27 protein-coding genes and 2 pseudogenes are annotated in these 26,056 nt (G+C 40.9%); 21 read left to right on the forward strand and 8 right to left on the reverse strand.

What is annotated here, in order from left to right; genetic code table 11:
* The first annotated feature begins 202 nt into the window (after positions 1–202).
* Together B9Y89_RS11045 and B9Y89_RS11050 are read left to right on the forward strand one after the other, a co-directional pair.
* Positions 203–1,498 carry an MFS transporter gene (locus B9Y89_RS11045; protein WP_085523289.1) on the forward strand — a complete coding sequence of 432 codons (1,296 nt, stop codon included), beginning with the start codon at positions 203–205 and terminating at the stop codon, positions 1,496–1,498.
* Positions 1,499–1,705: 207 nt separating this feature from the next.
* Positions 1,706–2,056, forward strand: a pseudogene (locus B9Y89_RS11050) (sigma-70 family RNA polymerase sigma factor); the annotation flags it as partial.
* A gap of 19 nt (positions 2,057–2,075) precedes the next feature.
* Here B9Y89_RS11050 and B9Y89_RS11055 read toward each other — a convergent pair.
* Positions 2,076–2,273 (reverse strand): hypothetical protein, encoded by a 198-nt coding sequence (locus B9Y89_RS11055; RefSeq protein WP_085523291.1) that lies wholly within the window; start codon positions 2,271–2,273, stop codon positions 2,076–2,078.
* A 312-nt stretch (positions 2,274–2,585) separates the two neighbouring features.
* On the opposite strand from B9Y89_RS11055, the gene B9Y89_RS11060 reads away from it, so the two are divergent.
* Positions 2,586–4,064, forward strand: a complete 1,479-nt coding sequence (locus B9Y89_RS11060; protein ID WP_085523292.1) for a recombinase family protein — start codon at positions 2,586–2,588, stop codon at positions 4,062–4,064.
* A gap of 22 nt (positions 4,065–4,086) precedes the next feature.
* A pseudogene (locus B9Y89_RS11065) lies at positions 4,087–4,467 on the forward strand (sigma-70 family RNA polymerase sigma factor); the annotation flags it as partial.
* A 55-nt stretch (positions 4,468–4,522) separates the two neighbouring features.
* Here the strand turns inward: B9Y89_RS11065 and B9Y89_RS11070 are convergent.
* The 3 genes from B9Y89_RS11070 to B9Y89_RS11080 all read right to left on the reverse strand — a co-directional run bounded on the left by B9Y89_RS11070 (position 4,523) and on the right by B9Y89_RS11080 (position 6,590).
* Positions 4,523–5,824 carry an ArsB/NhaD family transporter gene (locus B9Y89_RS11070; RefSeq protein ID WP_085523294.1) on the reverse strand — a complete coding sequence of 434 codons (1,302 nt, stop codon included), beginning with the start codon at positions 5,822–5,824 and terminating at the stop codon, positions 4,523–4,525.
* Between the two features lie 36 nt (positions 5,825–5,860).
* Positions 5,861–6,331: a hypothetical protein gene (locus B9Y89_RS11075; RefSeq protein ID WP_085523295.1), complete on the reverse strand. Its 471-nt coding sequence runs from the start codon at positions 6,329–6,331 to the stop codon at positions 5,861–5,863.
* Positions 6,332–6,446: 115 nt separating this feature from the next.
* Positions 6,447–6,590: a sporulation histidine kinase inhibitor Sda gene (locus B9Y89_RS11080; protein ID WP_085523296.1), complete on the reverse strand. Its 144-nt coding sequence runs from the start codon at positions 6,588–6,590 to the stop codon at positions 6,447–6,449.
* Positions 6,591–6,992: 402 nt separating this feature from the next.
* On the opposite strand from B9Y89_RS11080, the gene B9Y89_RS11085 reads away from it, so the two are divergent.
* From B9Y89_RS11085 to rsfS, 7 genes are read left to right on the forward strand one after another with little or no spacing between them, the layout of a single operon-like run.
* Positions 6,993–7,514: a YqeG family HAD IIIA-type phosphatase gene (locus tag B9Y89_RS11085; protein ID WP_085524704.1), complete on the forward strand. Its 522-nt coding sequence runs from the start codon at positions 6,993–6,995 to the stop codon at positions 7,512–7,514.
* On the forward strand, positions 7,515–8,621 hold the full coding sequence (gene yqeH / locus B9Y89_RS11090) for a ribosome biogenesis GTPase YqeH (protein ID WP_085523297.1): 1,107 nt from the start codon (positions 7,515–7,517) through the stop codon (positions 8,619–8,621).
* Between the two features lie 4 nt (positions 8,622–8,625).
* On the forward strand, positions 8,626–9,471 hold the full coding sequence (gene aroE, locus B9Y89_RS11095; protein ID WP_085523298.1) for a shikimate dehydrogenase: 846 nt from the start codon (positions 8,626–8,628) through the stop codon (positions 9,469–9,471).
* Positions 9,458–9,751, forward strand: a complete 294-nt coding sequence (gene yhbY / locus B9Y89_RS11100) for a ribosome assembly RNA-binding protein YhbY (RefSeq protein WP_085523299.1) — start codon at positions 9,458–9,460, stop codon at positions 9,749–9,751. The genes aroE and yhbY overlap by 14 nt, the downstream gene beginning before the upstream one ends.
* A complete protein-coding gene (locus tag B9Y89_RS11105; RefSeq protein WP_085523300.1) occupies positions 9,748–10,323 on the forward strand; it encodes a nicotinate-nucleotide adenylyltransferase in 576 nt (191 codons plus the stop codon). The genes yhbY and B9Y89_RS11105 overlap by 4 nt, the downstream gene beginning before the upstream one ends.
* The gene (gene yqeK, locus B9Y89_RS11110) at positions 10,316–10,891 is read left to right on the forward strand and encodes a bis(5'-nucleosyl)-tetraphosphatase (symmetrical) YqeK (protein ID WP_085523301.1); all 576 of its coding nucleotides are present in this window, start codon (positions 10,316–10,318) and stop codon (positions 10,889–10,891) included. The genes B9Y89_RS11105 and yqeK overlap by 8 nt, the downstream gene beginning before the upstream one ends.
* On the forward strand, positions 10,888–11,250 hold the full coding sequence (gene rsfS / locus B9Y89_RS11115) for a ribosome silencing factor (RefSeq protein ID WP_085523302.1): 363 nt from the start codon (positions 10,888–10,890) through the stop codon (positions 11,248–11,250). The genes yqeK and rsfS overlap by 4 nt, the downstream gene beginning before the upstream one ends.
* Positions 11,251–11,398: 148 nt before the next feature.
* Here the strand turns inward: rsfS and comER are convergent, their stop codons facing one another.
* Positions 11,399–12,229 (reverse strand): late competence protein ComER, encoded by an 831-nt coding sequence (gene comER / locus B9Y89_RS11120; RefSeq protein ID WP_085523303.1) that lies wholly within the window; start codon positions 12,227–12,229, stop codon positions 11,399–11,401.
* A 60-nt stretch (positions 12,230–12,289) separates the two neighbouring features.
* On the opposite strand from comER, the gene B9Y89_RS11125 reads away from it, so the two are divergent.
* The 3 genes from B9Y89_RS11125 to B9Y89_RS11135 are packed head-to-tail and all read left to right on the forward strand — an operon-like array spanning position 12,290 to position 15,871.
* Complete coding sequence (locus B9Y89_RS11125) at positions 12,290–12,934, forward strand: helix-hairpin-helix domain-containing protein (protein WP_085523304.1); 645 nt, start codon at positions 12,290–12,292, stop codon at positions 12,932–12,934.
* Between the two features lie 59 nt (positions 12,935–12,993).
* Complete coding sequence (locus B9Y89_RS11130; protein WP_085524705.1) at positions 12,994–13,563, forward strand: ComE operon protein 2; 570 nt, start codon at positions 12,994–12,996, stop codon at positions 13,561–13,563.
* A 4-nt stretch (positions 13,564–13,567) separates the two neighbouring features.
* The gene (locus tag B9Y89_RS11135) at positions 13,568–15,871 is read left to right on the forward strand and encodes a DNA internalization-related competence protein ComEC/Rec2 (RefSeq protein WP_085523305.1); all 2,304 of its coding nucleotides are present in this window, start codon (positions 13,568–13,570) and stop codon (positions 15,869–15,871) included.
* Between the two features lie 52 nt (positions 15,872–15,923).
* Here the strand turns inward: B9Y89_RS11135 and B9Y89_RS11140 are convergent, their stop codons facing one another.
* Positions 15,924–16,058 carry a YqzM family protein gene (locus B9Y89_RS11140; protein ID WP_085523306.1) on the reverse strand — a complete coding sequence of 45 codons (135 nt, stop codon included), beginning with the start codon at positions 16,056–16,058 and terminating at the stop codon, positions 15,924–15,926.
* 277 nt (positions 16,059–16,335) lie between these two features.
* Between B9Y89_RS11140 and holA the strand changes: the two genes are divergently transcribed.
* On the forward strand, positions 16,336–17,370 hold the full coding sequence (holA, locus tag B9Y89_RS11145; RefSeq protein ID WP_085523307.1) for a DNA polymerase III subunit delta: 1,035 nt from the start codon (positions 16,336–16,338) through the stop codon (positions 17,368–17,370).
* Between the two features lie 349 nt (positions 17,371–17,719).
* Here the strand turns inward: holA and rpsT are convergent, their stop codons facing one another.
* Positions 17,720–17,986, reverse strand: a complete 267-nt coding sequence (rpsT, locus tag B9Y89_RS11150) for a 30S ribosomal protein S20 (RefSeq protein ID WP_085523308.1) — start codon at positions 17,984–17,986, stop codon at positions 17,720–17,722.
* A gap of 134 nt (positions 17,987–18,120) precedes the next feature.
* Here rpsT and gpr point away from each other — a divergent pair, with 134 nt between their 5' ends.
* The 3 genes from gpr to B9Y89_RS11165 all read left to right on the forward strand — a co-directional run bounded on the left by gpr (position 18,121) and on the right by B9Y89_RS11165 (position 20,972).
* Positions 18,121–19,227, forward strand: a complete 1,107-nt coding sequence (gpr, locus tag B9Y89_RS11155) for a GPR endopeptidase (protein WP_085524706.1) — start codon at positions 18,121–18,123, stop codon at positions 19,225–19,227.
* A 97-nt stretch (positions 19,228–19,324) separates the two neighbouring features.
* Positions 19,325–19,678, forward strand: a complete 354-nt coding sequence (locus B9Y89_RS11160) for a DUF3679 domain-containing protein (protein WP_085523309.1) — start codon at positions 19,325–19,327, stop codon at positions 19,676–19,678.
* Between the two features lie 79 nt (positions 19,679–19,757).
* Positions 19,758–20,972, forward strand: coding sequence for a CynX/NimT family MFS transporter (locus tag B9Y89_RS11165; RefSeq protein ID WP_085523310.1), 1,215 nt, complete (start codon positions 19,758–19,760; stop codon positions 20,970–20,972).
* 546 nt (positions 20,973–21,518) lie between these two features.
* On the opposite strand, the gene B9Y89_RS11175 is transcribed toward B9Y89_RS11165, so the two are convergent.
* Positions 21,519–21,986, reverse strand: coding sequence for a GNAT family N-acetyltransferase (locus tag B9Y89_RS11175; protein ID WP_085523312.1), 468 nt, complete (start codon positions 21,984–21,986; stop codon positions 21,519–21,521).
* 132 nt (positions 21,987–22,118) lie between these two features.
* On the opposite strand from B9Y89_RS11175, the gene B9Y89_RS11180 reads away from it, so the two are divergent.
* From B9Y89_RS11180 to hemW, 3 genes are all read left to right on the forward strand, one after another.
* Positions 22,119–22,589, forward strand: coding sequence for a GNAT family N-acetyltransferase (locus B9Y89_RS11180; protein ID WP_085523313.1), 471 nt, complete (start codon positions 22,119–22,121; stop codon positions 22,587–22,589).
* A gap of 460 nt (positions 22,590–23,049) precedes the next feature.
* On the forward strand, positions 23,050–24,873 hold the full coding sequence (gene lepA, locus B9Y89_RS11185; RefSeq protein WP_441351476.1) for a translation elongation factor 4: 1,824 nt from the start codon (positions 23,050–23,052) through the stop codon (positions 24,871–24,873).
* An 18-nt stretch (positions 24,874–24,891) separates the two neighbouring features.
* Positions 24,892–26,022 (forward strand): radical SAM family heme chaperone HemW, encoded by a 1,131-nt coding sequence (gene hemW, locus B9Y89_RS11190; protein WP_085524707.1) that lies wholly within the window; start codon positions 24,892–24,894, stop codon positions 26,020–26,022.
* Positions 26,023–26,056: the final 34 nt, after the last annotated feature.

The following is a 26,056-nucleotide window of genomic DNA, read 5'->3' on the forward strand; positions in this document are numbered from 1 at the left end:
CACAAATACTGGTAGCCGGCACTCGGACTAAAGAGTGCCGGCTTTTTAGGTTGAGTGTGCATCCATGCTTGTATGTTCTCAAGTAAGATATATTACGGGTTTCCGCCTATAGGCTGAGAACAAATCCACTCACAGCTGGTACGACTTTCATATTTAGCCAGCTATAATAGGCATAATAAGGCGGAATGGGATGTGAACATAAATGAATACAGCGTTTTTAGTCTTTAAGAACATGAACTTTACGAAATTATTTTTAGCGTCTTTTGCATCAAGGATGGGCACTATTATTGGCATGACGGCCTTCACTTTTTATTTGTTAGATCGTTTCAGTAACCAGCCGTTCTATGCCACATTGACCGAGATAATGTATTCAGCTCCGACGTTGCTCGTGTTTTTCGTTGTTGGGGTGATCGCTGATAAGATGGACCGGCAACGAATTGCCTATAAAAGTGACTTTATTTGCGCCTTTCTATCAGCCATCTTAATGCTTGCTATTTTCATTGGCTGGATGCCGCTCGTGTTTCTCATCTTGTTCATAAGAAGCGCCGTTTCCAAGTTTTTCTTCCCGGCAGAACAGGCCTTGGTGCAGGGTATTTTAACGGATGATGAGTATACAACGGCTGCTGGACTCAACCAAATGGTGGCCGGCCTATTTAATATTTTGGGCAGTGCAATAGGTATCAGTTTCTACTGGAGCGTGGGTATGACTGGTGCGGTGCTGGTTGATGGGCTGTCTTTTGTGATTTCGGCATGGCTCATTCATTCTTGTATGATGACTGATAACGTCCGCCTACCTAATGGTTCGCATCGTTTGACTGATTTGAAAGTTCAATTGATACTAAATGATTTTAAAGAAGGGATTCAATATATTCTGGGCTATAAATTATTACGAACGCTCATTTTGGGTTTTTTGATGATTGGCATTGTTAATGGCGGCTTTTCAGTGTTGCCTGTCTATGTTCTCAAATATAAATTGGCACCCGGATCGTATGAGATGTGGTCTGTGTGGATGGGCATCATATTTGGCATCTGCATGTTGATCGGTAGTTTCATAGGCGCAGTTATTTCGAAAAAAATCAAGCTTTATCATGGCATCATACTAGGGATCGCCTTGTCAGGTTTGCTGACAGCGACAGCTGCATTTTGCACACGGCCGATGAGTTTTATGGTTTTGGCTGGTTGTATTGCATTATGTTTGCCGCTTGTTAATATTGCTTTAGGTGGATGGTTGCCGAAAATCGTTGATCCGAAATTAATGGGACGGGTTGAAAGCTGGATTTCGCCAATCATGATGTTATCGCACACACTGATGTTAGGTTTCATATCTATCGGATTTCAAACTTTCATATCCATAGAAGGTCTATTTATCCTTGAAGGTCTAATCATGCTGTTCGTTGCTATCTTTTATTTGTTCACTTTGCCAAGATACGCCCATATGATCCGATCATCGGATGAATGGAATGAATCGAATCCGTATAAACAATACAGTCAGGTCTGAGTACCCCCTATATTAAAACGATAAATGCCTTTGCTATGGCCCGGTTTTTTCGTTTGACCAAGGTTTGAGAAAATCGCTATTTGGGTAATTCATTTAAGAAACATTTTACCACCTGTTAATCGTGTCTGAATCACAATATTCTAGGCACATGATTAGCTCAGGTATCATATATATACAATAAGGTATAACAGTTTATATGGAGGTGGAATGGTGCTATCACTTTTTGGAGGTATCGCCCTCTTTTTTAAAGAATTCTGGATGTTCGTCTCCTACGTCAAGAACAATGCGTTCCCACAACCGCTATCTGGTGAAGAAGAACGCTCGTGTTTGGAGAAAATGGCCGATGGAGATGAGGAAGCACGAAATAAGCTTATTGAACATAACCTAAGGCTGGTTGCCCATATCGTCAAAAAGTTTGAAAATACGAATGAAGATAGCGAGGATCTCATCTCCATCGGAACGATTGGTTTAATCAAAGCCATTGAGAGTTATTCCCCGGGAAAAGGTACCAAATTGGCAACTTATGCTGCACGGTGCATCGAAAATGAAGTATTAATGTCATCTCCCCCACATGCTCTCAAGTATTCATTTTAATAACATTCGTATGAAACTCCTCTTGACCGGTATGGGTTTGGTCGTTCGATAAGGGGGATTCTTCATGACTCATCACCCGTTCAACATATCGTCCACTAAAGGTATAAAGGACAAACAATCCCAGTAATCCCACGGTCATTGAAACCATAACAATCTCCACAATCCGGATTATAAAGTCCATCATGTTCCTCCTCATCTATTCAGATTACTGCTTATTACTATTACTATAACAAGGAATCTATTAGAAAATAAGATTATCGACAAAAGAAGAAGTAAAGTTACGAAAAAAATCAATTTTTTATTCAATACTTATGGTCATTTGACAAAATTCAAGATGAAGTCGAAAAGGAAGCAAGTGGACAACCGGTTGCCGCATAAAGTCACACCAGGGGTGATATGATGAAAATTCACTGGTGTGAAGGTCCTGCTGAACAAACTTCAAGAGAAGGCTGTTATCGCTACATTTTAGAAAAAAGCAGGAGGGAAGCGGCTAATGAAGGCAATCTACGCCCGAGTGAGTACGGAAGAACAAGCCAAACACGGTTACAGTCTGAACGGACAAATTGCGTCATGCCAAGCTAAAGCAGGTGAAGGTCCTTTCGAAATTTATACTGATGAAGGAGTCTCTGGTGAATTGCTGGATCGCCCGGCCCTTCGGCAATTAAGAGAAGATATTAGAGGGAAAACGATCACTCATGTGATCTGTTATGATCCTGATCGTCTCTCCCGTAAATTAATGAACCAACTCATCGTTACCGAAGAGTTTGATAAGTGTGGTGTCGAACTCGTTTTTGTGAATGGTGATTACGCGAAGACGCCAGAAGGTCAATTGTTTTACAGTATGCGCGGAGCAATTGCTGAATTTGAAAAGGCAAAAATCACGGAAAGAATGGGTAGAGGGCGACTGGAGAAAGCTAGACAGGGAAAAATTTTAAAAAACTATCAACTATATGGCTACAATTATGATCCAGAAAGGGGTCAAATTGTTCCCCATCCTGAAGAAGCTGCCGTTGTTCAATTAATTTTTGATCTGTTCGTGAATCCCCGGCCTGGCATTGAAGGTATTAATGGGATTGCCAAGTATTTAACACAACTCAATATCCCAACAAAACGCGGTGCGAAGGTTTGGCATCGGCAAGTTGTCAGACAAATACTAGGGAATGAAACTTACTCTGGGACTTTTTATCAGAATCGTTGGCAAACCGAAGGGATGTTTGCTAATAAATATAAATCAATCGATGATAAGATTTCCTTAAAAGAACGCCCGGAGGAAGAATGGATTCCTGTTCCATGTCCAGCGATTATTGATGAAGAGACGTTTACTAAGGCTGCGCAATTACTTGCAGCGTCCCGTCGCCGTTGGTCAAAGCAATCGAAGCACGCGTATTTGCTAAGCGGCATGCTTCGATGTGGGCACTGTGGAAACACCCTGACAGGTGAGAAGACGAAGTATTGGGGTCGAGAGAACTATGTATACACGGATCGAAAAAATTATTCGGGTGCCAAACAGAAAGGATGCGGCCGGCGCATTTCCTGTGAGACGCTCGATTGTGCTGTAATGGGTGCCCTAATGACAAAATTGGATGATCCTGATGCTTTAAGGCGTTTTTATAAAGAATCTTCTTCTGATGACGCGGCTGGTGAACGCAAGGTGCTTGATCAAGAATTGTCCCGATTACACCAGAGACGGGCGCGACTTCTAAATTTATATGCTGATGGCGGACTGCAACTTGCAGATGTTAAGCAGGCACTTAAAGATAATGATTTGAATCAGGCCGAGTGTCGCCATCGTCTAGAGATGTTAGCAGATAACGAAATTGAGGGTGAACCAGCTGACGATGAAAAGCCATTACAATCCATGATCCAGGATTGGCATCAACAATTGACATTTGCTGATCAACAGACTTTGCTCAGAACGTATATAAAGGAGATTATCGTTAATGATAACGAATTGACGATTCAAAGCTTTTAAATCAAGGATGCAGACTGCTGACATTGATATTGAAATCCTAATGCACCTGCGTGGACTAAAAAAGACGCGAAAAGATGTATCTCTAAATGATCCGATTGGTCAAGATCAGGAAGGCAACGAAATAAGTCTTATTGATATTCTCAAATCGAAAAACAAGGATGTCGTTGAAGAGATTACTTTAAATATGGAAAAAGAAAAGATCCACAAATACTTATACATCCTTGATGGACGCGAACGAGATGTTGTCGTCGCCCGGTTTGGTCTAGATAGCAAAAACGAACTCACGCAACGGGAAATTGCCACGAAATTAAACATTTCCCGCAGCTATGTGTCACGAATCGAAAAGCGGGCGTTGATGAAGCTGTTCAATGAATTTTACCGAGAACCCCGGCAGTCACGATGACCCTTTGTCAAAAAAAGAGCATCCCTTTATATAAAGGGATGCTCTACTCATGCCTTCACATTAACGGAATGAGATATCTAAAGTAAATATAGACTGTTGAAATAATTAAAGCAACAATAGTTAATGGCGCACCAATCTTCAGAAAGTCAAGGTAACTGAATCCATGACCTTCTCGTGCAGCCATACCAGCAACAATCACGTTTGCGGAGGCACCAATTAACGTCCCATTACCGCCGAGACAGGCCCCCAGAGCAAGTGACCACCAGAGCGCATTAACGTGATCAGAATCTACTGAATACCCCATACCTTGTGCCATATCCTCAATAAGCGGAATCATCGTAGCAACATAAGGAATATTGTCAATGGTAGCGGAAGCGAGCCCCGATACCCATAAGACAAGCATGGCTGCAAGTGGAATACTGCCGCCAGTGACTTCTAAAGCTTTACTGGCTAACGATTCGATGACGCCTGTCTCTATTAACCCACCGACGAGTGTGAAAAGACCGGCAAAGAAGAAGATTGTTACCCATTCAACTTCATTGAAAATCTCATCAATTTCGTTTTCAGGCACCCCAATAAGTAAGAGAGCACTTGCACCTAGCATAGCAACAGTTGCTGCTTCCATGTGTAAGACGGCATGGAGCATGAATAATACGATAACAACCCCTAAGACACAGAGAGACTTAATCATCAGTTTACGGTCTTTAATAAACTGATCGTCATCAAGATCCATAAGCTTTTGTTTTTGGTCATCAGATACTTTTAAATTCTTGCGGTAAATTAAGATGAGTATACCAAGAGTAACAGCTCCGATGACGATAACAATCGGGGCGAGATTGATTAAAAATGAATTAAATGTTAAATGTTCAATGGCGTTACCTAGCATGATATTGGGCGGATCCCCAATCATGGTTGCTGTACCACCGATATTAGAGAAAATCACTTCAGAAATTAAAAATGGAACAGGATTGACTTCCAGCATTCTGGTAATTGAAAAAGTCACCGGAACCATTAATAAAACAGTCGTCACATTATCTAGAAAGGCTGAACCAATGGCTGTTAATATCGATAAGATAATAAGAATTTTTAAAGGGTCGCCCTTAACGGCTTTAGCTGATTTAACAGCAATATATTGAAAGACACCGGTTTTATTGGTAATCCCGACTAGAATCATCATCCCAATAAGTAATGTGATCGTACCCCATTCAATGTGATGAAAGGCATCTTCCATATCAATGATTTGAAATACAATCATGGCAACGGCACCAAGTAATGCGATGACAGCCCTATTAATTAATTCGGAAATAATGAAAAAGTAAACAATGACAAAAATTGAAACCGCAATGATGACATCCATGAGACATCCCTCAGCTCCTTTTTATACGAATATGGTTTAGGTGGTATCATTCTTATTAATGGTCTTAATATTTCTCCTGGCGGTATGTACATCGCCACCATCAACAGGACAACTAAGGTCATTTAGATCATGATGTAAGTCTTCAATATAAAATTCAAAGCCACAATCACTGCATTGTAATTTCAACATACGATCAATGACCATGGAACTTGTCGGATTATCACTCATACTTGTATCCAGGAGTTCTACATGCATCGTTGGTTCCGTATCGTCGTCAGCAATCATTTCACCTGTAACATCAGAAATTGTCCGCCAAGGCGAGTCAAGTGTGTATTCTTTCAATTCACTGGGTGACAATTGATGTAAAACTTCTTTGGCAAAATTCATAATTTCTTGAGATGACAATTCGGAAAACGGCTTGTCATTTTTTGTTTTCGACCAACGGCCCTTTAGCTGATCTTCGGTCAAAACATATTTAACAATTTTGTTAATGATGACATTCTTCATAATTACACCTCCAATTTTATAATGGCGCATTTCATTCTACATTATTTTAGTATAGTCATAAAATAATGCGCATAAAAAAATAAACGAGCAACTAGTGCTCGTGGTTTCAAAAAATTTATGACGATAATTGTTTTATTCTATTGCCTAAAGAACGGCGATGAATTTCCTTTTCAATCAGCCTAATGAATTCAGTGCTTAACTCTAGTTCCTTTGCTTTAAAATACGATTCGATTAATAGATCGTCAGATAGTTTTTCCATAAAAAACCCGCATTCGGAGCGGTTAGCCACCTCCTAAAGGTAAGAAGTATGTATGGCAAGATTGACGTTAACAGCATGTTTTACATTCTGAATGTTATCATGAATAAGGAGGTAGAACAACCGTTCTAATATCCACATGTAATGGTGGATAAACTGTGGGTAAGGTGTTTATAAACATCATTAACCCAAGGGGGGGTTTGTGTATAAAATTAATAAAGTTATCCACAGTCTCTGAAAGTGTCATAATTTGTCGAACGATTTCTTGGATTTTTTCTTTTATATTAGCATATAATCATCGACGATTATTCGATCTGTGATAAGTCTAATGTGTTCCTAATTTGCTTGTGTTATAATTTCCTTTGATATACTGCATATTTTGTGAACACTTTTGTAGAGGTGTCTATTTTGTTAAATTTCTTTTTACCTGACCAACACGTGAACCGTATTATTGACATACAACCGGAAGAACTAAGACAACATAATATTAAAGGGATTGTTACTGATTTAGATAATACGTTGGTGGCTTGGGATGAGCCTGAGGCAACGCCTGAATTGCGTGATTGGTTCGAACTTATGCAAGACGCTGGTATCACAATCACTATTGTTTCGAATAACAGTGAAAATAGGGTGAAATCGTTCTGCCATCCGCTTGGTATCCCGTTTATTTCAAAGGCAAGAAAGCCGATGAAGCGGGCAATAAGAAAGGCCGTCAAAAATATGGGCTTTCAAAAAGACGATATTGTCGTCATTGGTGACCAACTATTAACAGATATTCTTGGAGGTAACCGTTTGGGGGTTCATACTATTCTTGTTGTCCCAATAAAAATGACGGATGGGTGGACGACGCGGATTAACCGTAAGATCGAACGCCGGCTATTTTCCTTGATGCGAAAGAATGGTTTAATTGATTGGGAGGAAGAGTAAGTGACACAAGAACAATACTGTAGCGGCTGTGGGGCCGCAATCCAAACCGATGATCCTAAAAAAATCGGCTTCGCACCCGAAGCAGCATTAAAACGGGAGACGGTTTTATGCAAACGCTGCTTTCGTTTAAATCACTATAATGAAGTTCCAGACGTTCAGTTATCGGATGAGGACTTTTTGAATATGTTGGAAACCATCAGTCATACCAATGCATTGGTCGTTAAAATTGTTGATATATTTGATTTCACCGGAAGTTGGGTACCTGGGGTTCGGAGATTTGCTGGTAACAATGATGTTATGCTTGTCGGGAATAAATTAGATCTCCTGCCGCAGTCATTTAATCAAGATAAATTACTAAAGTGGATGCGATTCATGTCGAATCAGGCCGGGTTGAAACCGATTGACGTCCAACTGATCAGCGCGGAAAAAGGGACGCATATCAAGGAATTAGCAGCTTTGATTGATAACTACCGTGATGGCAAGGATGTTTATATAGTTGGTAGTACGAACGTTGGTAAATCAACGTTTTTGAACCAATTAATACAGACGTTTGCCGGCGATGACGATACTGGAATTACAGCTTCCCAGTATCCAGGTACAACCCTGAACTTTATTGAAATACCGCTTGATGATGAACAAAGCATCTATGATACGCCAGGGGTTATTAACCCACAGCAGATGGCTCATTTCGTGAATGCGGATGATTTGAAGGTCATTACACCAAGAAAAGAAGTTAAAGCAAAAATTCATCAACTCAATGAAGGCCAGACATTGTTTTTCGGTGGGCTGGCACGATTGGATTTTGTTAAAGGCGGTTTTTGTCCTTTCGTTTCCTATGTTTCCAATGAACTCTATATTCATAGGACAAAAACGGAAAATGCTGAAGCACTCTATCACAATCATCTAGGGGAACTGTTAAGCCCGCCAAGTGATACTGATATGTGGACAGGCTTGATTAGACATGACTTTAAAATAAAAGAAAAAAATACAGATATTGTAGTTTCAGGGCTGGGATGGATTACAGTTAAAGAAGCGGGTGTGACCGTTAGTGTTCACGCACCAAAAGGGGTTGGCGTGTCGGTGAGAAGATCAATTATTAAAGGGTGAGAACATGAAAATATTTGGTGTGATGGGTGATCCGATTAGCCATTCTTTATCACCTATAATGCATAATACTTGGTTCCGAAAGTATGAAATGGATCATCACTATCATGCCTTTCAAGTATCAACAAATGGTGTTCATGATGCTATGAAAGGGATTAAGGCGCTTAGTATTTCGGGTATGAATGTAACCATTCCGCATAAGGTTTCGGTGATCCCATATCTTGATCATATTGATGATGAAGCGGCGATGTTGGGCGCTGTCAATACAATTATTCATCGTGATGGCAAGCTTTATGGTGAAAATACCGATGGATTAGGTTTTTTAGCTAGCTTGAAAACTAAATATCCGAATTATGAAAGGCTCCGTCGTGTATTAATTATTGGAGCGGGTGGTGCCAGCCGGGCCGTTGGATTGACACTTTCGAAACATCTTTCGGACGTGGTTGACTATGCGAATCGCACGGTGGAAAAGGCACAATCATTAGCTGTAGAAACGCGTCAATATGGCAATAGTAAAGGGATATCCATTCTCGAAGCTGAAACGCAAATACATAATTATGATATGGTCATTAACTGTACGCCAATGGGAATGGATAGTGTCAATGAGCGCCTTCCAATTCAACTTGATGGTGTTACACCGGATACGGTTATTGTCGATATCGTCTATCGACCGTTAAAAACATCATGGCTACAGCATGCTGAGCACCAGGGTTGTACGATCATTGGTGGCTTGCCGATGTTAATTCATCAAGGCGCGTTGGCATTCCAAGATTGGCTTGGCTTTATGCCAGAAGTGGCAAGGGTTGAACGTTTACTACAATCACAATTGGGGGATTCCTATGTTGACGAATAGACAGAAAAAATTTTTACGAAAGCAAGCTCATGATATAAAACCCATCTTTCAAATCGGCAAATCAGGTATCCATCAAACGATGATTGCTGAAATTGCCGCTGCTCTTGAAGCGCGGGAGCTTATTAAAATCAGCATTTTACAAAATGCTCTTGAGGATACGGAGGAAGCAGGGCAACAGTTAGCTTCAAAAACAGATGCTGATGTTGTGCAAACGATCGGCAGCACAATTGTTTTATATAAAGAATCCCGGGAAAATAAACATATCGAGCTGCCCCGATGAAGAACATTGGATTATTAGGTGGAAGTTTTGACCCGCCGCATTATGGACATTTAATTATGGCACAAGAGGCGCTGGAAAAGTTCCAATTGGACAAGGTTTGGTTTCTACCGTCTTATATTCCGCCGCACAAAAGAAAAAAAACGACATCGGCCTCCGTCAGTCATCGGTTAAATATGCTGAAGCTGGCGATAGCTGACACACCGGCTTTTGATGTATCAACAATTGAAATTGAACGAGAAGGCAAATCGTATACTTATGACACGATTAAAACCTTGAAACATCGTTTTTCTGATGTTTGTTTTTATTTTATGATTGGCGGGGATATGATTAATGATCTTCCTAATTGGCATAACATTGATGAGTTATCCCAAATGATTGATTTTGTCGGGTTCAAACGAGCGGGTTATCAATTGAAGAAACCGGACAACGTCAGCATTCATGAAGTCGATATGCCCGAAATTCAAATTTCGTCGACAATGGTCAGGGAAAGAATAAAAAACCACCAACATTACCGTTATTTTATTCCTGAGAATGTTAGACAATATATTGAGGAGAAGGATGTTTATGAATAAACAAGAAGCGTTGCAAGTTGTTCAAGAGATATTACCGGAGCATCGCTTTGAACATACTAAGAGAGTCGTGGAAACAGCTAAGCAATTAGCTGGACGAAATGATGCAGATATTGATAAAGTCACCTATGCTGCTATTTGGCATGATATTGCCAAATACTTTGATGAGGACTATATGTACGAAATCATTTATACACATCCAGAAATCCCTAATGAATTGCTCAACTATCATGTATCTTTATGGCATGCTCCGGTGGGTTCCGTGTATGTTCGTGAAACCTATAATCTGTTAGATCAAGATGTACTGAATGGAATGACTTATCACACGACAGGAAGAGCAGGCATGTCCACATTAGAAAAAATCGTTTTTTTAGCTGATTATATTGAGCCGGGACGAGCGTTTCCTGGCATTGATGAAGTAAGGCATTTGGCTGAAACCGATTTGGACGCCGCCGTGTGTCAGTCACTCGCTAATACGATACAATTTCTAGTGGCTAAAAATGCTCAAGTACACCCTGATACTGTCGACGCTTACAATGAACTTATAAAAAATAAGGAGGAACATGAATGACATCAAAGGAAACTGCTTATTTTGCAGCTGAGACAGCTGACCAAAAAAATGCTCATGATATCGTTATGTTGAACATGCAAGGGATATCGATTATGGCTGATTATTTTGTCATTTGTCATGGTAATTCTGAAAAGCAAGTGCAGGCAATTGCTCGAGCGCTTAAAGAAGAAGCGGGAGAGAAAGAGGTTAGCATCAAGCGAATTGAAGGGTTTAATAATGCCCGTTGGGTGCTCGTCGATTTGGGGTATGTGATTGTTCACATCTTTCACAAAGAGGATCGGGATTATTATAAGTTGGAAAAATTGTGGGGAGATGCTCCTGTATTCACATTGGAGAGTAATTTCTCCAGTGGTCAATAAGTCGATTCTCTAGGCCAATGGTCTTTTTCTCTTTGATGTTCATTTTCAATAAATTAAACCATCCTTTTAAAAAGAAGGAATTGTTAATAGCATGGCGAATATTTTTTAAAGAAGGGTTGTATAAAACAACCCTTTATTTCTTTTCTTTCTACTTTGTATAAGCCTCGAACTGCTTATCAACATGATTGTGATCCTCTCTGAATTTTTCATGTGTTGTTTGAAACAATTGCTCAAACACATCACCCAGTTCCGTTTCCAAAACATCTAACCCTTTACCAGTAACACCGCCTTTTACTCTGACTTTTTCCTTCAAGGTTTCCATTGTGTAGATTTGCTTCTCAAGCAGATGGCCTAATCCTACAACCATTTTGCTCGTTAATTGTGTGGCTTGGTATTCGGATATGCCTGTTTCTGAGACTGCGGCGTTCACCATGCGTTCCATCAAATAACTTAGGAATGCCGGTCCGCAACTACATAAGTCTGAAGCAGCTCTAGTGACAGATTCATCAATCATAACTGGGTCTGAGAAGTTTTCCGCCAGCCCCAACAATTGATCTTTTTGTGCTTGGCCGCATCGTTGTCCAAATGTAAAGAGGGTGGTGCCCGATAATGCGCGGTTCGTAATACTCGGAATTAGCCTCGCAACATGACAATCTACAGCAGATTCAATTTGTTCGACTTTTATTGGACTAGTAATGGATACTAATGTTTGCTGAGAGTCTAGGGAATCCCTAATTTTGATCAGCAGTGGATGGATATCTAATGGTTTAATACAAATAAATGTGATATCAGTTGATTTGGCGACATCCTCAGCTGTGTGGGCAACCTGGATGTTTGGATATTCTTCTTGTAGCTGATAGGCCTTACTGAGAGTACGATTAGTCACAATAACATGCGACGGTGGCACCGCTAGACCATCGACGATTGCTTGAGTTAAGACTGTTCCCATGTTGCCGGTACCTATAATCCCTATTTTCACTAATTACGCCCTCCAATCGCTACGTTTCCTAGTTAACTTTATGAGTGTTCTATACTGAATATGAATAATGAGGTGGTTGACATAAAAAATAAATGGATTTTTTATGGCTGTGTCGTATTGGCTGTCTTGCTCGTTGCGGGTTATAAAATGTGGCCTTCAGATGATGAACCAAGCAGTTGGCAGACGATGGAGCAGCTTAACAAGAATGAGGATTCTGCTGAACATGAAAAGTCACAACAGCAAACATCGTCTAAACAACAAAATACTCATCAGCCGAAGACGCTATTTATTGATGTTAAAGGGGCAGTTAAAGCCCCTGGTGTCTATCAGATGGATCAAGGTGATCGTGTACTCAATGTCATCAAAAAAGCGGGTGGACTAGGGGAGAAGGCTGACTCAACCAAGGTGAATTTAGCGGCTAAGTTAAAAGATGAAATGGTCATTTATGTGCCTAAGGTAGGAGAGGAGACAAGTTCAAAACAGGGAGTGATTGCACCAGGTAATAGCGAAGAAAAAGTGAATTTGAATACAGCCGATCAAAGTGAATTGGAAGAACTCTCTGGGATTGGTCCATCCAAAGCTGCGGCGATTGTGACTTATCGAGAAACCCAGGGAGCATTTAAATCGCTGGAAGATTTATCAAACGTTAAAGGAATTGGTGAAAAAACTCTAGCATCCCTTAAGCCCTTAATAACTGTGAAATAGTTGACGGTATTCGATGAGGCACATAAAATATGGATATACCAATGGACGGAGGCAATAATGTGAAACGATTATCATGGGATCAATACTTTATGGCTCAAAGCCATCTTTTGGCTAATCGGAGTACGTGTAACCGTTTAGCCGTTGGTGCTACAATTGCACGCGATAAACGGATTATAGCTGGTGGTTATAATGGATCAATTGCCGGTGGTGTTCATTGCATTGATGAAGGCTGTTATTTGATTGATGGACACTGTGTTCGAACTATCCATGCGGAGATGAACGCCATTTTACAATGTGCAAAATTTGGCGCTTCCACAAATGGAGCGGAAATGTATGTGACTCATTTCCCTTGCCTTCAGTGTTGTAAAGCTATTATTCAGGCTGGTATCAAAAGTATTTACTATGCGAATGATTACAAGAACCATCCATATGCGGTTGAATTGTTTGAAAGTTCCGGTGTGGATATGATAAAGGTTGAATTTGAAAATATCTTTGAAGATGAATATAGTGAGGAAAAGCTTGCTTTTGTCGCGGATTTGTTGGCTAAATTGAAGGAACAAGGTGCTGAAGACAGTGAGATTAAAGATATGTATGAGCAAGCCCAGTTGATTTTTTCAAACGGAGCTTAATCAAATGGGAAAGTCACAGCGATTGTTCATAATGACATTGGCCGTTATTTGCGCGGCCATTTCTGTTAATGGATCATTCATGCTCATGCTCCTTCTTGTGATGCTTGTATCGATTGTATTGGCGAGGCAAAGCAGGGGGATTCTTGCCACTGTATTCTTGACGACCTTCATCCTATCCCACCTTTTTATTGCTTATGATTTAAATGAACAGTCAAAGCTTCGCCCGAAACAACAGTTGTTTGATGTTATCCTCATGCAGCCGTTGATTGACGGTGACCGTCTGTCAGCGGTTGCCATTGATCGTGATACCGGTGAGCGTATGAAATACAATTATACAATTAGAAGTCAAGATGAGAAACAGCGTCTTCGTCAACAATTGACGCCAGGTTTGATTTGCCAAATGCACGGAACCTTGGAAAAGCCTCGACCACCAACCAATTTTCAAGCCTTTCACTATCCTGACTACTTGCAGCACCAAGAAATTTATTGGTTGCTGTCGGGTGATCATCCACCGAAATGTCGGGACAACCACTCCAATCTTATAACCACAATAAAACAAATGCGTTATCAGTCAATTTTAAAAGTATCTGATGCATTACCAGCAGATATTGCCGGTGTTGTGAATGCATTAATATTTGGCTATAGAGAAACGTTTGATCCTGATGTTTTGCAAGCCTATCAGTCATCCGGGCTCATCCATTTATTAGCTGTTTCAGGTCTTCATGTCGGCATTATGATCGGTATAATCTATTTCGGGATGCTCCGATTAGGGGTTATTAAGCAACATGCGGCACTCATTTTATGTGTCTTGTTGCCGATCTACGTTATTCTAACAGGATTCAGTCCATCTGTTTTACGCGCCTCTTTGATGTTTGGATCATTGCTAATGGTTAAAATACTCTCACTTCGTTGGACCCCTTTTGACGTTCTGTGTATGGTTTTTCTATTTCTTACTGTGATAAACCCAGATATGATTTTTAATGTTGGTTTCCAATTATCATTTTTAGTGACTTTTGCGATAATAATTTCTGCCCCTATCATAGATCACCGGTATAAATCAACAATGATGAAAAGCTTTGTGATCACGTCAATTTCCCAGGCGGTGGCTCTTCCTATTTTAGTCTTCCACTTTTATGAAATATCGTTGTTAAGTTATCTGCTTAACTTATTATTTATTCCGTTTATAACCCTGTTTGTGCTGCCAATGGCGTTAATGATTGTAGGTTTGGGTTTTATCCCTCCGTTGCAGCATCTTGTTGTGGTCATGCTTCAGGGGGTGGTCACACCGCTTCATGATCTGTTATTGGCTATTCAAGATCCGGTTTTCCAATTGACGTTTGGGCAACCATCATTAGTTGTTCTCGTTATAATGATTGGAAGTGTTTATATTGCCCTTGTTCTTTGGGATCGGTTTAACCGACTGTTAACAATGATCTTACCATTGTTAGCTACTTCGTGTTTATTCGGATTGATTATTTTGATACACCTATTGTCGCCAGAAGGTCAGATTACATTCATTGATGTTGGACAAGGTGATGCGATTTTAATCCAAGTGCCGCACAATCAGGGCAATATTTTAATCGATACGGGAGGTACGCTTCCATATTCAGAACCTGATTGGAAAAAAAGACGTGATCCTTTCAATGTAGGGGAAGATATCTTAGTACCGGAACTTAAGGGACTTGGGATTAACCATTTGGATTATGTTATTTTATCCCATCCGGATTATGATCATACAGGTGCATTGGGGGCGTTACTGGAACAGATTTCTGTTGAGACCCTTGTAATTAGTCAACATTACAAGGCTTTGGATGGACAAATGAAGGTTTTTGAGCAAGCGAAGAAGGCTGGTGTTCAACTGAAAACGGTAAGTGCAGGTGATCAGTTACAAATGGGTCATATTGTCTTTTCATTTATCGCATCATTGGGTCAAGGGTTTAGTGATAATGATCGTTCATTGGTGATTCGCGCACAGATTGCTGGAATGAAGTGGTTGTTTACAGGTGATTTGGAGAAAAAGGGTGAACAGAAGTTATTAGCATCACGACGTCAGATCAAGGCTGATGTCCTAAAGGTCGGGCATCATGGCAGTAAAACATCGACATCGACAGCATTTTTAAAGACTATAAACCCAAAGTTAGCCATTATATCTGTTGGCCGCCATAATTTATATGGTCATCCTTCAAAAGAAGTCATAGAGCGTCTACAAAAGCAAGGCGTTCACGTGTTACGCACCGATCGTGATGGGGCTGTTAGACTGAGATTTGCTCACGGTCATATCCGGAGTATTAACACCGCCGTGCCATAATGTCAGAGAAAAAAGCGACTGCATGGGAAGCAGTCGCTTTTTATGTACCTTACTACAATACAAATTCACGGAAAACAATGCCAATGATGAAAATAATCGTGAAAAATCCGAAGGAAAAGGTAAAACCATTTAAAGCATGAACAAAGTCATTGTCTTTATCTTGGACATCTTTTTCGAATTCGTTCATATCTGCATCCCTCCTACTTCTATTTTAGTATAATTCATTTGCTAAGAAAAATCCATATTTCCAGAATTTTTTCCTTACTGACAAGTGTTGTCACCCATAGTTTTTCACTGCATAGGATAGTATAACAAATGCAGCAAGATATCGCTGTTTAGCAAATGTCCTAGGCTTTGGTAATCAGCGTTGATATAAATTTTGGGGGGCTGGCCGCGTCGCTGGCCCTTCACTTGTTATAAAATTAAAATTCGGGTAAAGTGGCTTATGTAAGAGGTGATGTTCATTGGAACTGACTAAAAAAGATTTAACCATAAGCCAACCATTATCTTCCATATATTTGTTGTATGGCAAACATACTTATCTTATACAATTACTTACTAAAAAAATTACGGATCAAGCTGTTCCTGAGGCTGAACGAGACTTTAATTTGTCCGTTTATGATATGGAAACAAACGCTGTGCAAACGGCTGTTGAAGATGCGAACACTTTACCGTTCATGGGCGATAAAAGAGTCGTTGTGCTTGAAAATCCTGTTTTTTTGACAAACCAACAAAAAAAATTGTCTGTGGAACATGATGAGAAGACGTTGATGCATTACCTTGAGTCCCCGTCCCCCGATACTGTTTTAATTATTACAGCGAGCTTCGAAAAATTAGATAAGCGAAAAAAACTTGTCAAACAATTACAAAATACGGCCAATGTTTTGGAAATGAATAAGATAACGGATCAGCTGATGTTTGACATTCTTAAAGATATTAGTGACGGTTATGACACAACGTATACAAAAGAAGCACATGATCAATTGACGTCGATTGTGGGCAGCGATATGGAGATGTTAGTCAGTGAAGTTAAAAAACTGGCTTTATATTGTGATGGCCAGCAGCCTATTACGCCCGATGTTGTCAGTCAGTTGACCCCTCGTTCACTTGAACAAAATGTATTTGAACTGGTTGATAGGGTTATGAGCAAAGATTTAAAAGCAGCCTATCAAATATTAGATGATATGTTTAAACAAAAACAAGAGCCTATTCGGTTATTGGCCCTAATTGCCAGGCAATTTCGTTTAGCTTTTCAAGTGAGCTTGTATTTACCAACGGGGTACAGTCAGCAGCAAATCGCACAGAAACTAAGTGTCCATCCGTATGCGATTAAGGTGGCTTCAAATCAATCTCGACGCTTCAACAGCGAATTGCTAACACGAGCATTGGATCTATGCACGGAGACAGATTATCGAATGAAAAAGGGTTTAGTTGATAAACACCTTGGTTTAGAATTGTGTATTCATCAACTTGCATCACTTCAATCAAGAAAGGCGTAGTAAAAAGGCTTTGTTAAACGTGACTGTTGATTTCCGCTCCAGGCGTTCGCTTTCCGCGGGCAACGCTTCAGCATCCTCATGCCCACACCCGGGGTCCCCGAAAAGCGATTTTTGCTTTTTGGTGTGGATTGATGTGGGTAGGATCAGCGTTGTCATAGGACGTAGGCCCGCAGGACTCTAGTAAAGGCTTCTTGAGTAAGCGGCGTTGAGGAACACACTAAATTTAAGTGTTCCGAACCTCGAACGCCTTCCTCTCAATCAACGAAGGACAAAAAGCAACAATGACCTTTAACATAGCCAATAAAAAAGGGTGACCCTTGAGCAATTAAGCTTTTGGGCACCCTTTTTATTATGCGGTCAATTCATTAAGTTGTTTTGACAAACGAGATTTTTCACGTGCAGCTTTATTTTTTTGAACGACACCTTTTTTAACGGCTTTATCAATACGCTTAAAAGCTGTTGTGTATGCATCTTTTGCGTTAGCAACGTCGCCTTCTTCAACAAGTGCGTTAAATTTTTTAATCGATGTACGCATGGCGACTTTAACTTCCTGATTTTCTTCACGGTTGCTTTCGCTTTTTCTAACCCGGCGCTCTGCAGATTTAATATTTGGCATGTCATTCACCTCCTTATGGACATTCATCAACAAACTGTATTGTATCAAAGCATATGGTGATTTGCAATATGAATGAAATCATGGAAAATGGGTCAATTTATAACAAAGGACGTTTGTTAAAGGAGTGTACGGTTGTGGCTAAAGACTTAGATATGCAGCAATACAGTATGCGAACGGATTTGGCGGTTGAAGCTCGAGAAATGATTGTGGAAAAAGATGAAGATAAGGGTAAATCCATTCCCGGAATTGAAATAACGGAAAAGGACATTGAAGGTATTCATTTCACGAAAATGGCTGTTGATAAGAAAGGTGCTGAGCAGTTAGGAAAAAAGCCCGGTCACTATTTAACCTACGAAGTTCAAGGGATTCGCAAGCAAGATACCGAACTGCAACAAACAGTTGAGCGTGTGTTTGCTGATACTTTTGCCCGTTTTTTAGAGGATTTAGACATATCCAAAGATGCGAGTTGTTTAATCGTTGGTTTGGGGAATGACAAGGTTACACCGGATGCGCTAGGCCCTTTTACTGTCAACAATTTACTCGTTACGAAGCATTTATTTAAGTTACAACCAAGTCGGGTTAAAGATGGATTCCGACCGGTAAGTGCGTTGGCACCTAACGTGATGGGTAACACAGGGATTGAAACGAGTGATACGATTTTTGGTGTAATCGAGAAAACAAATCCAGATTTTGTAATCGCGGTTGATGCACTGGCATCACGTTCAATTGAACGGGTCAATACAACGATTCAAATTGCTGATACCGGTATTCACCCGGGGTCAGGTGTTAATAATGAGCGTAAAGAGTTGAGTATGGAGACACTTGGAATTCCAGTCATTGCCATTGGTATTCCAACAGTCGTTGATGCTGTTACGGTTGCGAGTGATACAATCGATTTTATTCTAAAACATTTAGGAAGAGAACTTAGTGAAGGTGATAAGCCCGCAAACGCACTGACACCATCCGGAATGACGTTTGGAGAAAGAACAAAATATACAGAAGAAGATCTACCGCCGGTTGAAAATCGCGAGTCATTCTTAGGAATGGTGGGAACGTTGCCTGAAGAGGAAAAACGCCGGTTGATTAAAGAAGTACTCGGGCCAACAGGACATAACTTAGTTGTTACACCAAAAGAAGTTGATATGTTCATGGAGGATATGGCCAATGTCCTTGCAGGTGGTCTGAATGCTGCGTTGCACGCGAGTGTTGATCAAGATAATACTGGATTTTTCACTCATTAATGGACATAACCTTAGGTGGACAAGCATAGATTTATTGTTATAGAGCAGCTTGAACGTGGACAGGCTGTTGCTAGAGACCTAAGCAGGTGGTGTTGATATGGGATGGATGGTTAAGTTCGGCATATTAGTCACCGTATTGTTTATGTGTGTGATTGGCGGCATGATGTTTGCAAAACAACAGATGTTGGATATGAGTGCGGTGAAAGATCGGAATAACCAAGCTATAGATTTTAATGTTGATTTTTTTGAGAAAGATAAAGCAAAGATGCATGAAGTGGCTAAGCATTCCAAAAGTTTGGATGAACGATTGGCTAAAATGGAGAACATCCAAAGTGCCAATCCATATGGAGACTTGGGCAAGACGTTATCTGATGGCCTGAAAGGATTATTAGGACAAGGATTGGCATTGACATCGGAATTGTTCGGCAAAGTGATTCATGCTATATTATAAGACTAAATAGTAAAGGTTTGTTAATATTGTATTAGCCGGTTTGGTGACCGGCTAATTTTTATTTAGTGAGGGCAATGTTATGCAAGCTGATTATAAAAAGAGAACATCTTCAGTTATGACCCGGAGTATCATACTTGTCTTGGGCATTGTTTTTATCGCAGCGAATTTAAGACCGGCGATTACATCGGTTGGTCCTCTGGTTGAGTCTATCCAGGGAGACTTGTTGCTTTCCCATGGTGTCGTCGGTTTAATCACAACCATCCCTTTGCTTGCTTTTGCTGTGCTCTCACCGTTAGCACCTAAATTAAGTCAAACCTATGGGAATGAACGTGTCTTATTTGTTAGCTTAATGATCTTATGTGCTGGAATATGGCTTCGTTCATCCGGTTCTGTAACAGCGCTATTTATTGGTACACTCTTAGTTGGCTGCGGGATTGCAGCGTGTAATGTTTTGTTGCCGGGTTTGATTAAAGAGCGATTTTCCAACAAGGTCGGTCTCATGACGAGTGTCTATTCCACATCGATGGGGACATGGGCGGCGCTTGCATCCGGTCTTAGCGTTCCGATTTCTCAGGGGCTTGGTTTGGGCTGGCAAGTGACCCTTATTCTGTGGAGTCTATTAGCGATAATTGCGATTATCATTTGGATACCGCAAATCATACGTGGCAGACAAACGAGGAATAAAAAAGCAGTCACACCGACGAATGGTCGCATATGGCGATCGGGATTAGCTTGGCAAGTGACGTTATTTATGGGATTACAATCTTTTGCATTTTATGTCACCGTTGCTTGGCTACCTGAACTTTTGCATGATCAGGGTATGGCCGTTGCTAAAGCAGGTTGGATGTTATCCCTTTCCCAATTTGTTAGTTTGCCTGCCAACTTTCTAACACCGCTGCTCGCCGGTCGATTATCCGGCCAACGCGGGATGGTTGCTGTCATTAGTGTGTTTTATTTTGTCGGGTTTGGTGGGTTGCTTTTCGATACGGACATGTCTTTCGTCGTCCTTTGGGTCATTTGTCTTGGATTATGCCAAGGGGCCAGTATCAGTTTGTCATTAACTTTCTTTGGACTACGGGCTAGAACCGCCAGTCAAGCTTCTGAACTCTCAGGTATGGCGCAATCCATTGGCTATTTACTCGCTGCTGTTGGCCCCTTATTGATTGGATCTTTGTATGATTGGACCCATTCATGGGTTGCTCCTTTAGTGACGCTTTTGGTTGTTAGCGTGTTACTGCTCATCTCCGGGCTCGGTGCCGGGAGGAATGAATATGTGCTCGAGGATGATGAGTAGATCTGTGAAGAGTCTGGGCCAAAACGCAAATCATATAAATGAAAGCCGAATAATGGCTGGAATATATTTGTATGATATTGGGATAAGACTTAAGCATCTCTACAGAAAAATACTCTGCTTTCCGGGGGCGGCCGATGAGCCTCCTCATGCCCACAGGATGTGGGTAGGATCAGCGTTGTCACAGGACGTGACGAATTTAGTTGATCATCCTTCGCACTCTAGGGTCTCATCTAGGCCTCTGCTCCCCCAAGAGTCTCCGTATGTTTCTTTCGCTAATTCAGGTGTAAGCCCATATATTAAGAAAATCCAAACGGATTTATGAAAAACGTTCAATCATCGTTCGGATTTTTGTTGCCTCTATGCGCACTTTGGCTTATTCCATTTATTATTCGGTGGAGCGAGGGCACTTGATGGTGGTGGTTTGACAATTTACCTACCTGTCTCTGGGTGAGCGTCGAGTGGTCAAGAAGCAACAGCAAAATTCCGAGGATCATAAGCCAAGTTATGGTCAGAAAGAGTCTAATTTTGAATTTGTTCGGAGCAGGGCTAATAACAATTATAGGCCATTTTTAGGAATTCAAATCGGCTGCCGTTTGTTGCTTGAATAAACGTACCGACAGCTTCAAACCCAGCTTTTTTATACACCTTAATCGCTCTTTTGTTGAAGGTGGCGACGGACAATGTGAGGATTTGGGGTGTGTAATGAGCTTGGGCATATTTCATGCCGGTTTTTATAAACGCAAGACCGTTGCCTTGTCCTGTCAAATCAGGCCTCATTCCCAAGCCTATGTCAACCGTGCTTGCATCAACGCTGTTAAAACTAAAATAACCAATCACATTGTCATCGTCATAGACCGCAAATGTGGATTCACCTCGTTGCTCAGGGTCTATAAATGCCTCGAAATCTTCTTGATCGGCTTCAATATCGTAAAATGAATAGATGCCGTCATAGTGCCAGCTGTGAGCAATGGTTTCTGCTTGTTGTTGTTTCATAATTTGAAAATAATAGTCCATATTAATAACCTCCCCTTATTTGTTGTTCGATGAATATTATAGAATTCCTCTTGAGCTAAACAGTTGGTTATTGACATTAACTTGACGTAAAGGTTTATATTCGAATAAACCTTATGAATTGAGGCGTTTTCTATGATAGAGTTATGTTTTTGTCAACCGCAACATGAGGCGGCTTTACGTCAATTTTATCTCCCTAATGAACAGAAGCGATTCACAGCATTACCAGCTGAAGCCCTTATTAAGTGTGCGGAAGATCATGAACAATATCCAGTCGTTATTTTGTCGGATCAGTATCCAATAGGTTTCTTCGTATTACATTTGGGTGAAGGCATTCGAGGTATTATTGATATTGAGCATGCGGTTCTCATTCGAGCATTATCCGTTAATTATGAATATCAGGGTCAAGGTCATGCTATGAAAGCGATGAAACAGTTACCATCGTTTGTAAGAGAACATTTTCCGGCTAAATATGAAATCGTTCTTGTGGTGAATCAAAGAAATCGTGTTGCTAAACATTTATATTTAAAAGCAGGTTTCCAAGACAAAGGAGTGCGGCGAGAAGGTCTAATCGGGCCACAGGATGTTTTGCGTTATTTTGTTTAATTATAGGTTCTAATCATGGATGAACGTGTTTTATGGGACAAGTGCGTTCCTCATTTATTGTTTTGTGAGACGGGATTATTGCAGTACGGGACAAGTTTGTTTCTTTTTGGGACCAATACGGGACAACGAACCTTCTGGGACAGTATTGGGACAGCACTGTGATTTTTTGAGACAAGCTTGTTAATTTACAGGACAGAAATATTACAGAATGGGACAAGCATGGGACAGTCAACTTTTTGCGGAATTTCTTCAGTTGATAAGAGAAATTCCTCAGAGCAACCCACTCACACATAATTGATTATTTTGGATAAAGGAACACTGAGTAAGGGTGTGTTCCTAGCGGTTCAGAATTTCTTCAGTTGATAAGAGAAATTCCTCAGAGCAATAACATCACACTCAATTGAGTGTGATGTTATTGCGTGCTATAATCTGGGTATAGATAGACGGGAGTGAGTACATAGTGTCTGAAAGCAAGCAAGAGCGGCAGAAGCGGATACGAAATTTTTCGATTATCGCGCATATTGATCATGGGAAGTCGACGTTGGCTGACCGGATTTTGGAGTCAACGAGTGCTTTGACAAAACGTGAGATGCAGGATCAGATGCTCGATGCGATGGATCTAGAACGGGAACGCGGTATAACGATTAAATTAAACGCTGTTCAGTTGTTGCATAAAGCAAAGGATGGCGAGGAGTATATTTTTCACTTAATCGACACCCCGGGGCACGTCGATTTTTCTTATGAGGTTTCCCGGAGTTTGGCGGCGTGTGAAGGGGCGTTGTTAATCGTTGATGCAGCGCAAGGCATTGAAGCGCAGACGTTAGCGAACGTTTATTTAGCGCTTGAGAATGATTTAGAAATTATTCCGGTGATTAATAAGGTTGATTTGCCTGCGGCCGAGCCTGATCGCGTCAAACAGGAAATTGAAGATGTGATCGGAATTGATGGTTCCGATGCGATTTTGACATCGGCCAAATCTGGCATCGGTATTGAGGACGTACTTGATGCTATTGTTAAACAAGTGCCGGAACCTCAAGGGGATCCTGAAGCTCCGCTGAAAGCCCTCATCTTTGACTCGGTCTATGATCCCTATCGCGGTGTCATCACTTATATCCGTATAACCGAGGGTACGGTCAAAGCCGGAGATCATATTAAAATGATGGCAAACGATAAAGTGTTTGAGGTTGCTGAGCTTGGTGTTTTTACACCGAAGCCTGTGTCAAAGGATGAGCTAACTGTTGGTGATGTCGGATTTTTAATGGCGTCTATTAAAAACGTCAAAGATACCAAAGTCGGTGACACGATTACGAGTGCGGAGCGTCCAACTGCTGAGCGCTTACCGGGCTACCGCCCGATGACGCCGATGGTGTTCTGTGGACTATATCCAACTGATAGTAACAATTATAATGACTTACGCGAGGCACTGGAACGGTTAGAATTGAATGATTCATCGCTGCAATATGAGCCGGAAAGCTCAGACGCACTTGGTTTTGGTTTCCGTTGCGGTTTCTTAGGGCTTCTGCATATGGAAGTACTTCAGGAGCGGATTGAGCGTGAATTTGGGATTGGTTTAATTACGACTGCACCAAGTGTCATTTATAAAGTAACCAAAACAGATGGCACTTATATCGAGATTGATAATCCATCACAAATGCCAGACCCCAAAGATATTGATAAAGTTGAAGAACCTTATGTGACGGCGACGATCATGACGCCGAATGATTATGTCGGTCCTGTTATGGAGCTCTGTCAAGGAAAGCGCGGGGATTTCGTTAATATGGAATATTTAGATGATAACCGTGTTAATGTCATCTATCACATTCCTTTATCTGAGATTGTCTTTGATTTCTTTGATAACCTGAAGTCACATACGAAAGGCTATGCTTCGCTAGACTATGAGGTGTTGGGTTATAAAGATTCCAATTTGGTAAAAATGGATATTTTGATTAACGGCGACAGAGTTGATGCCTTATCTGTCATTGTTCATCGTGATTTTGCTTTTGAACGAGGCAAAGGAGTTGCGGAAAAGTTAAAGGAAATCATTCCACGTCAGCAATTTGAAGTGCCGATTCAAGCAGCTATTGGACAGAAAATTATCGCTCGTACCACGATTAAAGCGTTAAAGAAGAATGTGTTGTCGAAGTGTTACGGGGGAGACATTACCCGTAAACGGAAACTGCTTGAAAAGCAAAAAGAAGGTAAGAAACGGATGAAGACCGTGGGGAAAGTCGATATTCCGCAAGAAGCGTTTATGTCTGTCCTCCGTATCGATGAAAATAAGTAAAGGTTGGGAAAACCTATGGTGAAAGGTGCTTACTTGCACATTCCATTTTGTGAACATATTTGTTATTATTGCGACTTCAATAAATTTTTCATCCAATATCAGCCCGTGGATGAATACCTTGAAAGTTTGGAAACAGAAATTAAAACAACTGTCAATCAATATGGCGCTGAAGACATGGAAACGATTTTTCTTGGCGGTGGTACACCGACGGCCTTAGATCATGATCAGTTTGAGACATTACTTAAAACCATTAACAACCATTTGCTTCATCCGGGTATTCAAGAATTTACCGTGGAAGCGAATCCGGAAAATATGACAGAAGAAAAATTAAAGTTAATGAAAAAGTGGGGCGTCAATCGATTAAGCGTCGGTGTGCAAACATTTAACGATTCACTGCTGCAATCTATTGGACGTGCTCATACTTCCGCTGGTGCGACACAGGGCATTGAATTGGCGAAATCAATGGGTCTTACAAACATTTCCGTTGACCTCATGTTTGGATTACCTGGACAAACTGAGCAAGATTTGGAAACTTCAATCGATCAAGCGCTAGCGCTTGATCCGGCCCATATATCCATTTATTCACTACAAGTGGAGCCACGAACTATTTTCTATAATCGGATGAGAAAAGGGAAACTGAAACTCCCAGCCGAAGAAATTGAGGCGGAAATGTATGAGACGATTATTAGTCGGCTTCAGGACAAGGGATTTCACCAATATGAGATCAGCAATTTTTCAAAATCAGGCTTTGAAAGTCGTCATAATCTAATCTATTGGAATAATGATGAATATTTCGGATTCGGTGCTGGCGCCCATGGATACCTTGAAGGTGAACGCACCGTTAACGCTGGACCCATGAGAAGCTTTTTGAGGTTAGTTCAGGAGCAGGGGACATCCATGGTCAGCCATCATCCTGTAAGTCAACAAGAGCAGATTGAAGAGGAAATGTTTTTGGGATTAAGGAAAATCCAAGGCGTTAATAAACACAATTTCTATCATAAATATGACAGAACGGTCCATGAGCTCTATGGACGTGAGATTAATGATCTTAAACATCGGGGACTCCTTTATGAGACCGATCATTTCCTCGCATTAACCCACAATGGTATCTTTCTCGGCAACGAAGTCTTTCAAGCATTTTTAGGATAAAACATATGCGTTGACAAACGCGAGGAAGATTGAT

The sequence above is a fragment of the Tuberibacillus sp. Marseille-P3662 genome (assembly GCF_900178005.1).
Classification (GTDB): domain Bacteria; phylum Bacillota; class Bacilli; order Bacillales; family Sporolactobacillaceae; genus Marseille-P3662.